This window comes from Enterobacter sp. A8, assembly GCF_004296595.1.
In the GTDB taxonomy this organism is placed as follows: domain Bacteria; phylum Pseudomonadota; class Gammaproteobacteria; order Enterobacterales; family Enterobacteriaceae; genus Enterobacter; species Enterobacter cloacae.
Genome location: NZ_SCMF01000019.1, coordinates 1 through 587 on the forward strand (window position 1 = coordinate 1; position 587 = coordinate 587).

At 48.6% G+C, this 587-nt stretch carries 1 pseudogene; it reads left to right on the forward strand.

Annotated features, from left to right (window positions below):
* A pseudogene (locus EQV24_RS23615) lies at positions 1-587 on the forward strand (RelA/SpoT family protein); the annotation flags it as partial.

The following is a 587-nucleotide window of genomic DNA, read 5'->3' on the forward strand; positions in this document are numbered from 1 at the left end:
GACCGCTATCACAACATGACCACGCTAGATGCCTTGCGCCCAGACAAACGCGCCCGCATTGCCCAGGAAACCTTTGATATTTTTGTGCCGATGGCGCGTATTGTCGGTATGAATGAAATGGCCGACAACCTGGAACATCTGTGCTACCAGAACCTGGATCTGGACATGTACAATAATGTTCAGGCTGCCCTGCTAGAAACCAAGCCGAAACGCTGTGAATATCAGGCCAAATGGGAAAAGAACCTGGCCGAGCTGCTGCAATATCATCAGATTAGCGGCCGAATTAAAAAGAAAAATAACAATATCGAACTGCTCCGTTATTTCGTCAAAAACGACATCGACCTGCAAGAACTGACCCACAGCCACGCCTTTGAAATTATTCTGCAAAGCATTGCCGACTGTGACCGCTTGGCGGACATTTTACGTGAACATTTTCAGGTGCTGCATTTTGCCGATCATATTCGCCGTCCGTTACCGGGTGGCAACCAGTCACTGATGCTGCGCCTGAAAGGTGAAGAAACCACATTATCCTTAACCATTCAAACCGAGCTGATGCGTAAAGCAGCCCGTTTTGGTGTGGTTCTTGG